Below are 8,494 nucleotides of genomic sequence, written 5' to 3' on the forward strand. Positions count from 1 at the left end.
ATACTTCAATTTATAGGTTATAATCAAAAACTAAGATTAGCACCGAATGTAAAGGTGGTTGGTGTTGTTATATTTTCCGGATCCAGATCGTTGTATGATGATATAACGAACAGATTTGTTCCGGAGAAATAACAACGTAATTTCCGTATTCCGAGATTGGATAAAACAGAGGATTTGAAATTATATCCGATCTGGAAGTTCTGAAAACGGAAGAAACTGGCATCTTGTACGAAACGATCTGAGACGCGATTGTTTCCCGATGGATCACTTTGTATAGCACGCGGAATCTTGTTGGAATGATTTTCGGTTGTCCAACGGTCGCGATAGTCGGTCAGGAAGTTCTGTCCACCGCCAGCAATACTAAGAAGTCCTAAAGAATTAACCTTCTGAACATCGCCCACGCCCCGGAAACCAAGTGTAATATCCCAATTTTTATAATCAGCACCTAAGTTAATACCATAGTAATATCCTGGTATTGTTTTTCCCAAATAAGTCTTATCATAATCATCGATCTTTCCGTCTGGGGAATAGTTTTTCAATGCGCCATCCGGATTACTATCTGTTGGAGCGCCATATAAGTCAACGTAACGTACATCGCCCGGAGCTTTCTGTGAGCTATACCCTATATCATTGTTTTTTGCGACCCAATCAGCGACTTCTTGTTCTGTCTGGAAGATCCCATCTGTCTTTAATCCATAGATATAATTCATAGAATAGCCATCTTCAATTCTCAAATTTCCTGTTGTCGAGGGATTACCTCGGTAAAGGTTACTTACACGGTTTTTCACTGTTGTCAGGTTGGCAGATACATTAAAACCTATGTCCCCAATCTTATCATTGAACGATGTTTGCAATTCAATACCCTTGTTCGAAACCTCCGCAAGATTAATCACCGGCTTACTTAAAGCTCCGACTACCAATGGAAGACTGATTTGTTGTAAGATCCCATCGGTTTTACGATTATAATATTCTCCGGTGAAACTGAATCTATTGTTTAATGCTGTCAGGTCAAACCCCAAAGATAAAGTCGTAACAGTCTCCCAACTCATATCCTTAATAGGGAAGTCTCCTAATGCTGCCGCTTGATATATTGTTCCGCTACCATCTCCATTGTCTCCAAAAGCCGCTTTCGGGTTAACGTTCAGCAACGAAAGATAAGCATAATCACGGGTCTCCTGATTTCCTGACTTACCCCAGCCTCCACGAAGTTTTAAATCGTCAAGCCAGTTAATCTCTTCCATGAATTTTTCCGAAGAAATACGCCATGCTCCGGCAAAAGCAGGAAATGTACCCCATTTATAACCGGGACCGAATTTGGATGTACCATCTCTTCTGACTGTCACATCAAAATAATATTTACTGGCAAAATTGTAGCTTAAACGTCCCATATAACCAATCAAACCGGAATAGTACCTTTCATAGAATGCATTTTTATTTGCTGCATCCCACCCTTCATTTATATAATGCTGTTCCCAATTAGGTATAGGAGAATTCTTTTCCACTGAAATACTTTTTACACGCCATTTAATATCCTGATCCATAGCGTTAAGAACAAGGTCAACGGTATGTTCCCCAAATGTATTATTGTAACCTATCAAAAGTTCCTTTACAAAGTTTACGTTCTCGGTTTCTCTTAAATTGTATCTGTTCCCTTCTCCTGTATATAAAACCCCTTTTCCAATTTCATACAAACCTCTTTCTGGTTCGACGTATCCATCGGCTTTCTGCGTATAATAGTCAAAGCTGAAAGTCCCCTTAACACGGAAGCCTTTGAACGGAGTTAATTCCGCATAAAAAGTACCGATATTACGTAGCAGATCCGTTTTTGCTACCTGATGTTCTGCCTGTCCTAAAAAGTTATTGATCGTTGCCTGACCATAACCATAAGGGAGTAATTTCCCATCAACAGTACGAGCTGTACTTGCCAGTCCATTGGTTTGGTTCGAATCATATAATGGTTGCCATGGCATCATAAACGAAACACCTGTAAACGAAGGTTGCGTTTCTGAATCTGTGCGGGAATAAGCGAAACGGAATGATTCTCCCAGTTTTAACCAGTTTCCTAATTTATGATCAGAATTCAGGAAGAATGAAAAACGGTCGAAAGAACTTTTATAGATGGCCTCATCTTGTTTAGCATATCCGGCGCCTAAAGCATAATTTGTTGCCCTATTTCCTCCGGATACACTGATGTTATAATCCTGTATGGCTGCGTTTTCCTGTAGCATGGCATCCATCCAGTCATCCCTATAATCCGGACTATTACCTAAATACTGAGAAGAATTCTTATCGAAGAACGGATAATACTGGTCTTTTACATAGGCCGGATTTGCATCGATCGCTTCCAAGCTCATATTAATATATTCCTGCATGGAAACCGTATCGTATCTTTTGAATATATTCTGTATCCCATAACTCATGGAGAAATCAACATTAGTACGTCCTTCAGACCCTCTTTTCGTTGTGATAAGAATAACACCATTCGAAGCCCTTACCCCATAAATAGCTGTTGCCGAAGCATCTTTTAAGACTGAGATAGATTCGATATCATTCGGATTGATCAGGTTGAAAATATTAATACCTCCGCGTAATGTTTGTAAACGAGCATCGCTTGAACTTGCCCCTCCTTCGGTCAAAGGAATTCCATCAATTACGTACAGCGGATCATTGTATCCTAAGGTACTTACCCCACGGATACGGATTTCAGGTCTGGCTGTCGGGCTACTTCCCGGATTGCTTACAAATACACCTGCCATTTTTCCCTGCATAGCAAATTCAGGAGACATGGTCTTGTTATTTGATATTTCGTCCGAACTTATTTGTGCAACAGCTCCTGTCAGGTCTTTTTTCGTACGAGAACCATAACCTATGACAACAACTTCATCCAGGTTTTTGGAGGATTCTGTCAATGTTATGTTGAAACTTGTTTTTCCTTTTACCGGAATTTCTTGTGATTCATAACCTATATATGAAATCTGTATAATACCATTTTCGGGAACATCCAACATGAAATTTCCATTTATATCCGTAATTGTTCCATGATTAGTTCCCTTAATCATAATACTTGCGCCAATTACAGATTCATTTTGTGGATCAAGTACCACCCCGCTAATGCGTTTTGTCTGTTGGTTTACTTCATTTAATCTTTGCGAGATTACAATCATTTTACCCTCTATTGAATAGCTTAAATCGCTATCCAGAATACTTGATAAGACTTCGTCAATGCTTGAGTCTTTAAATTCATGAGTGATTTTCTTATTCTCATTCACTTCATTCTTTTTGTAAATTATGGAATATTGGAGTTGACGCTCAACTTCTTCCAATACCTCTTTTAAAGAAGCTTGTCTGAATTGGTGGGTTATTTTCTGAGCATTAATAACAAATGACCCGGAAAACAGAATGGTCAGTATCAATGCTCTACCCATGATTTTTTTATACATCATAAGAATAATGATTAATAAATTAGTAATAGATCGAAAGAAATATAGTTAACAAAAAGCGCTATTGTTTCATTATATATATGTCCCGGTCGTTTCTTTCAAACCGGATTTCTATGACTTGAGAAAGAGCTTGCAAAAACTGTCCAATGGTTTCTTCGTTTCGAAGGGAGACTTTGAATTTTTCGTCTTTCTCAAGTGCTTCATCTAAATAAATATTTACATCGTATTTTCGTGATAGCCTTATAGCAAGTTCACTTAATGTGATTTCATCATACTCGATCCGTCCGTCTATCCAGGATTTATATTGATATGCCTGAACTGCATGACGTAAAAACTGTCCGCTTGCTTTATTCAAACTCAATAATTCTCCAGGTCTAAGATTGACGGTTTTATTTTGAGCGATAACATCAATACTTCCCTCAATAAGAGTTACAGATGATGTTGGGTCTTCTTCGTAGGAATTGATATTGAATTTAGTTCCTTTGACTAATACATCATAATGAGATGTTTTGACAAGAAACGGACTCTGATCTTGTAATTTGTTGACTTCAAAATAGGCCTCACCTTCCAACTCTACCTCCCGGTTGTTATTCCCGAATCCGGCAGAATAGCGCAATGTGGATCCCGCATTCAACCAAACTGTACTGCCGTCGGTCAATACTATCCGGCTTTTCTCTCCTGGAGCAGTCATCAACGTATAATAGGGTTGCTTCTGATTGGATTGATACAACAGGAATGAACCGATTGAACTGACAGCGATAAGTAAAACTGCCGCTACCGCTGCAATTATTTTTCGGAGTGTAAATACGGATTTCTTTTTATCAGCTAAGAACGAATCCCGGATTACCATCCGTTGCTGAAGCTGTTTCCAGTCTTTTTGAACGGACAGATTTTTATCCGAAGAAGCTATCCATTCCTTTTCCCATTGACGGAACAGCGTTAAATGGGCATCATCTGATGAAATAAAATCGAATAGCATTCCCTCTTCTTGCAAAGAGATCGTACCGTTAAAATAGGCTAACGCTAACTGGTGATATTTTTCATTCAGCTTTTCCATGTTCTTGCTTTCTAAATGATATAACAACTGAGTTCTCTTTTACCCAACCCTTAGTTCCTGTTTTTTTTAGAATTATTTATCGTTCAGCAGCCAGGCAAGGATAATGATGTAAATATCAAGAGGATATTTATCTTTAAAGTGTTTTGAAAAATAAGACAAGGCCCGGGTTATATGTTTTTCCACAGCAGTTGTAGAAATATTAAGCTTTTCTGCGATTTCTCTGTTCTTTAGGTTTTTGAAACGGCTCAACAGGAAAACTTCTTTGCAGGTGGAAGGAAGACGATCTATCACCTGCTTGATCTGATCTTGCAATTCATGATATAAAATGGCCTGTTCGGGATTCAGGCTGAGGTCGGTATGGTAAAGCTCTTCTTTTCCTTCTATTGATGCGAGGTATTCGATATTGTATTGATCAACAATATGAAGATGTTTTAAATAATTCAGGCAGGCATTTCTCACCATAGCAAAAAGCAAAGACGAAAGAGAAGCATCATGCAACAAGCTTCTTTTCTCCCAAAAACGAAGGAAGCTCTCCTGCACAATATCGTTGACTGCTTCTTCCTCATAGACAAAGCGTGAAGCATATCCTTTCAAGCGCGGATAATAAGACTCAAATAAGAATTTGAAAGCGTCTTGATTTCCGTTTTTTATTTCTTTGAACAAAAAGGTCTCGTCCGAGAAATTTGTCATACGATATTAATATTGTGTCATTACAAACATAATAAAAAGAATTAAAAGCAAAATACATGATCCGCGTATTATTATAAAGGAACATCAATACAACCTAAACATATTTCTGACAATACAGCTCTTTAGTTTTTACTTTTGAGGCAAGTTCTTTACAAGGGATTTCTGAATTCGTTACCTTTGCGTGTATCCTTTATATTAAGTTGTCAGAGAAAATGAAAAAAACAATGGTATTTATGTTAGGAGTAGGTATGGCTTTTTCTTCCTGTTCGGAAGGGAATAAGAAGGCGGAAACAAAGGAGAATGAGTTTAGTTATACAGTTGATCGGTTTGCCGATTTGGAAATATTGCGCTATCAGGTGCCGGGCTTTGAGGCGCTGTCTTTAAATCAAAAACAATTGCTATATCATCTGTCGGAAGCGGCTTTGATGGGGCGTGATATTTTGTTTGATCAGAATTGCCGGTACAATCTGGCTGTACGCCGTACGCTGGAAGCGATTTATGCGAATTTTAATGGCGATCGTAAGTCGGCCGATTTTAAAGCGCTGGAAGTCTATCTGAAACGGGTTTGGTTTTCGAATGGTATCCATCATCATTATGCGGAGGATAAATTCTTTCCTGAATTTTCGCGGGCTTTCTTTGCCGACTGTGTGACGCAATTACCGGAAGATTTAGTTCCGCTTCGTACCAGGCAAACCACCGAACAGTTTATTTCGGAACTGACTGATGTGATTTTTTCTACTGAAATACTTACGAAACGAACTGTACAGAGTGGCGACGAGGATATCATCAAAGCATCTGCCAATAATTATTATGCGGGTGACCTGACGCAAAAGGAGGTCGAGGATTTCTATGATGCGATGAAAGATCCAAATGATAGCACGCCTATCTCTTATGGTCTGAATAGTCGTTTGGTGAAGGAAAACGGAATCATCCAAGAGAAAGTCTGGAAAGTAGGAGGACTTTATACGCAGGCGATAGAACAGATTGTTGCCGAACTTCAGAAGGCGGTTCCTTTCGCTGAAAACGAAAAACAAAAAGCTGTAATCGAAACTCTTATTGATTACTATAAAACCGGAGATCTGAAGACATTCGATGCTTATGCTGTATTGTGGGTAAAGGATACCGACTCGGAAGTGGACTTTGTTAATGGTTTTACGGAAACGTATGGAGATCCGTTAGGCATGAAAGCCAGTTGGGAATCAACGGTCAACTTTATTAATAGGGAAGCCACCAAGCGTACAAAACTAATCAGCGATAATGCGCAATGGTTTGAAGATCATTCTCCGATTGACGATCGGTTCCGTAAAAAGGAAGTAAAGGGAGTGACCGCCAAAGTGATTACGGTTTCCATGTTGGGTGGCGATTGTTATCCCGCCACTCCGATCGGAATAAACCTTCCTAATGCGGACTGGATCAGAAGGGATCACGGATCAAAATCGGTGACGATTGAGAATATTACTGAAGCTTATGATAAAGCATCGCAAGGAAATGGCTTCAGTGAAGAATTTGTCTGGAGTGATACCGAACGCGGGTTATTGAAGAAATACGGATTTATGACGGACAATCTGCACACGGATTTGCACGAATGTCTCGGACATGGATCAGGAATTACATTGTCGGGTGTGGCTGCCGATGCTCTGAAAGCTTATTCTTCCACATTGGAAGAAGCCAGAGCCGATTTGTTCGGACTCTATTATATTGCCGATGCCAAAATCGTAGAACTCGGTCTTCTTCCTGATGCCGAAGCCTATAAGGCAGAATATTATAAATTCATGATGAATGGTTTGATGACGCAGCTTGTCCGTATCGAGTTAGGTAAAAATATCGAAGAGGCACATATGCGTAACCGTCAGTTGATCGCCCGGTGGGTGTACGAAAAGGGGCAGGCGGAGAATGTAGTGGAATTGAAACAGCGTGATGGAGAAACCTATGTAGTTATCAATGATTATCAGAAACTGCGCAGCCTGTTCGGACAATTGCTTGGTGAGGTGCAACGTTTGAAAAGCGAAGGCGACTTTGCTGCGGGCAAGAAATTAGTTGAGGACTATGCCGTACAAGTTGATCCGAAATTGCATGCCGAAATATTAGAACGCTATGCCAAACTCAACTTAGCTCCCTACAAAGGATTTGTTAATCCAGTCATGAAAGAAGTGAAAAACAAGCAAGGAGAAGTGATTGATATCGCGCTTGATTATTCAGAAGGCTATACAGAACAAATGCTTCGTTATAGTCGGGATTACTCCTTCCTTCCAACCTATAATGAGTAAATAAAAATGGAAGAAATAATCAAAGATATCCGGCTCCGGCTCCGCAAAGCAATGAATGGCGTAGTCTCTGCTAGTATGCGACAGAAAGGAATCGAATATAAACTTAATTTCGGAGTAGCCATACCGGAAATAAAAACGATAGCCGCCGATTATACTCCCGATGCTGAGTTGGCTAAATGGCTTTGGGCGCAGGATGTGAGGGAACATAAGATCCTGGCCACATTATTATATCCGCATGAGGCATTTACCGAAGAAGAGGCAGAACGTTGGGTTGAAGAAATACGCTATCAGGAAATCGCCGAACAGTTTTGTGCTAATTTAGTTCAGTTTCTCTCTTTTGCGCTTTCATTAGCAGAACGTTGGATTGAAGATGAACGGGAGAATACACAAGTCTCCGGTTTTCTTCTATACGCCCGTTTATACACGCAGGGAAATACGTCGCTTTCCTCTGAAAAACTTTTGACAGAAGCTAAACGAGTTATGGATAAGGGAATATCCCGCCCTCAACGTGCCGCCTTGTTAGCCTTGAAACGCTATGGTCGTCTCGGAACAACTGAAGCAAAACAGGCTTTAGACAGTATAAAAGATTACCAAAATGCCGAGTCAAAAGAAAAACAAGAATTTTACAACGATCTGAAATTTGAATTTGAGTATATTAATAATAATGTATAAAAGCCCTGGTGTTGGAAATTACCAGCATTAACGGGGTGTGTAATTTGCATTTTAACACGATGAAATTCCAAAATAACCTTTATATTTTTTTCGGATCAGTCCGAAACCCCGGTTGTTATTACACTTGGATTATGTCGTTTTTAATGGGATTACCTCGAGAGGTTAAAACAAATCGTGGACAGCAAATATAAAAAAACGAAATAAAAAACAAAATAACAGCAAAATTTGTCATTTTCAGACAAATTGTCGTCGGCTTCAACAGCGTTGTTTTAACGCGCTTTATTAAATAAAATGATAATATATGTACCCGAAAAACAAACACCGAAAAACCACACTTAAAACGCACGATACGGCATGCCCGTTTTTTT

At 39.5% G+C, this 8,494-nt stretch carries 5 protein-coding genes; 2 read left to right on the forward strand and 3 right to left on the reverse strand.

Features of this window, described 5'->3' with window-relative positions; all coding sequences use genetic code 11:
* Positions 1-23 precede the first annotated feature (23 nt).
* The 3 genes from PHT93_RS02775 to PHT93_RS02785 all read right to left on the reverse strand — a co-directional run bounded on the left by PHT93_RS02775 (position 24) and on the right by PHT93_RS02785 (position 5,187).
* Complete coding sequence (locus PHT93_RS02775) at positions 24-3,443, reverse strand: SusC/RagA family TonB-linked outer membrane protein (RefSeq protein ID WP_300239176.1); 3,420 nt, start codon at positions 3,441-3,443, stop codon at positions 24-26.
* 58 nt (positions 3,444-3,501) lie between these two features.
* Positions 3,502-4,497, reverse strand: coding sequence for a FecR family protein (locus PHT93_RS02780; RefSeq protein WP_300239178.1), 996 nt, complete (start codon positions 4,495-4,497; stop codon positions 3,502-3,504).
* Positions 4,498-4,569: 72 nt separating this feature from the next.
* Positions 4,570-5,187: an RNA polymerase sigma-70 factor gene (locus PHT93_RS02785; protein WP_300239180.1), complete on the reverse strand. Its 618-nt coding sequence runs from the start codon at positions 5,185-5,187 to the stop codon at positions 4,570-4,572.
* Between the two features lie 212 nt (positions 5,188-5,399).
* On the opposite strand from PHT93_RS02785, the gene PHT93_RS02790 reads away from it, so the two are divergent.
* Together PHT93_RS02790 and PHT93_RS02795 are read left to right on the forward strand one after the other, a co-directional pair.
* Positions 5,400-7,454, forward strand: coding sequence for a dihydrofolate reductase (locus PHT93_RS02790; protein WP_300239183.1), 2,055 nt, complete (start codon positions 5,400-5,402; stop codon positions 7,452-7,454).
* A 6-nt stretch (positions 7,455-7,460) separates the two neighbouring features.
* Positions 7,461-8,126, forward strand: coding sequence for a DNA alkylation repair protein (locus tag PHT93_RS02795; RefSeq protein WP_300239186.1), 666 nt, complete (start codon positions 7,461-7,463; stop codon positions 8,124-8,126).
* The last annotated feature ends 368 nt before the right edge of the window (positions 8,127-8,494 follow it).

The organism is Massilibacteroides sp. (assembly GCF_028705895.1).
Taxonomy (GTDB): domain Bacteria; phylum Bacteroidota; class Bacteroidia; order Bacteroidales; family Tannerellaceae; genus Massilibacteroides.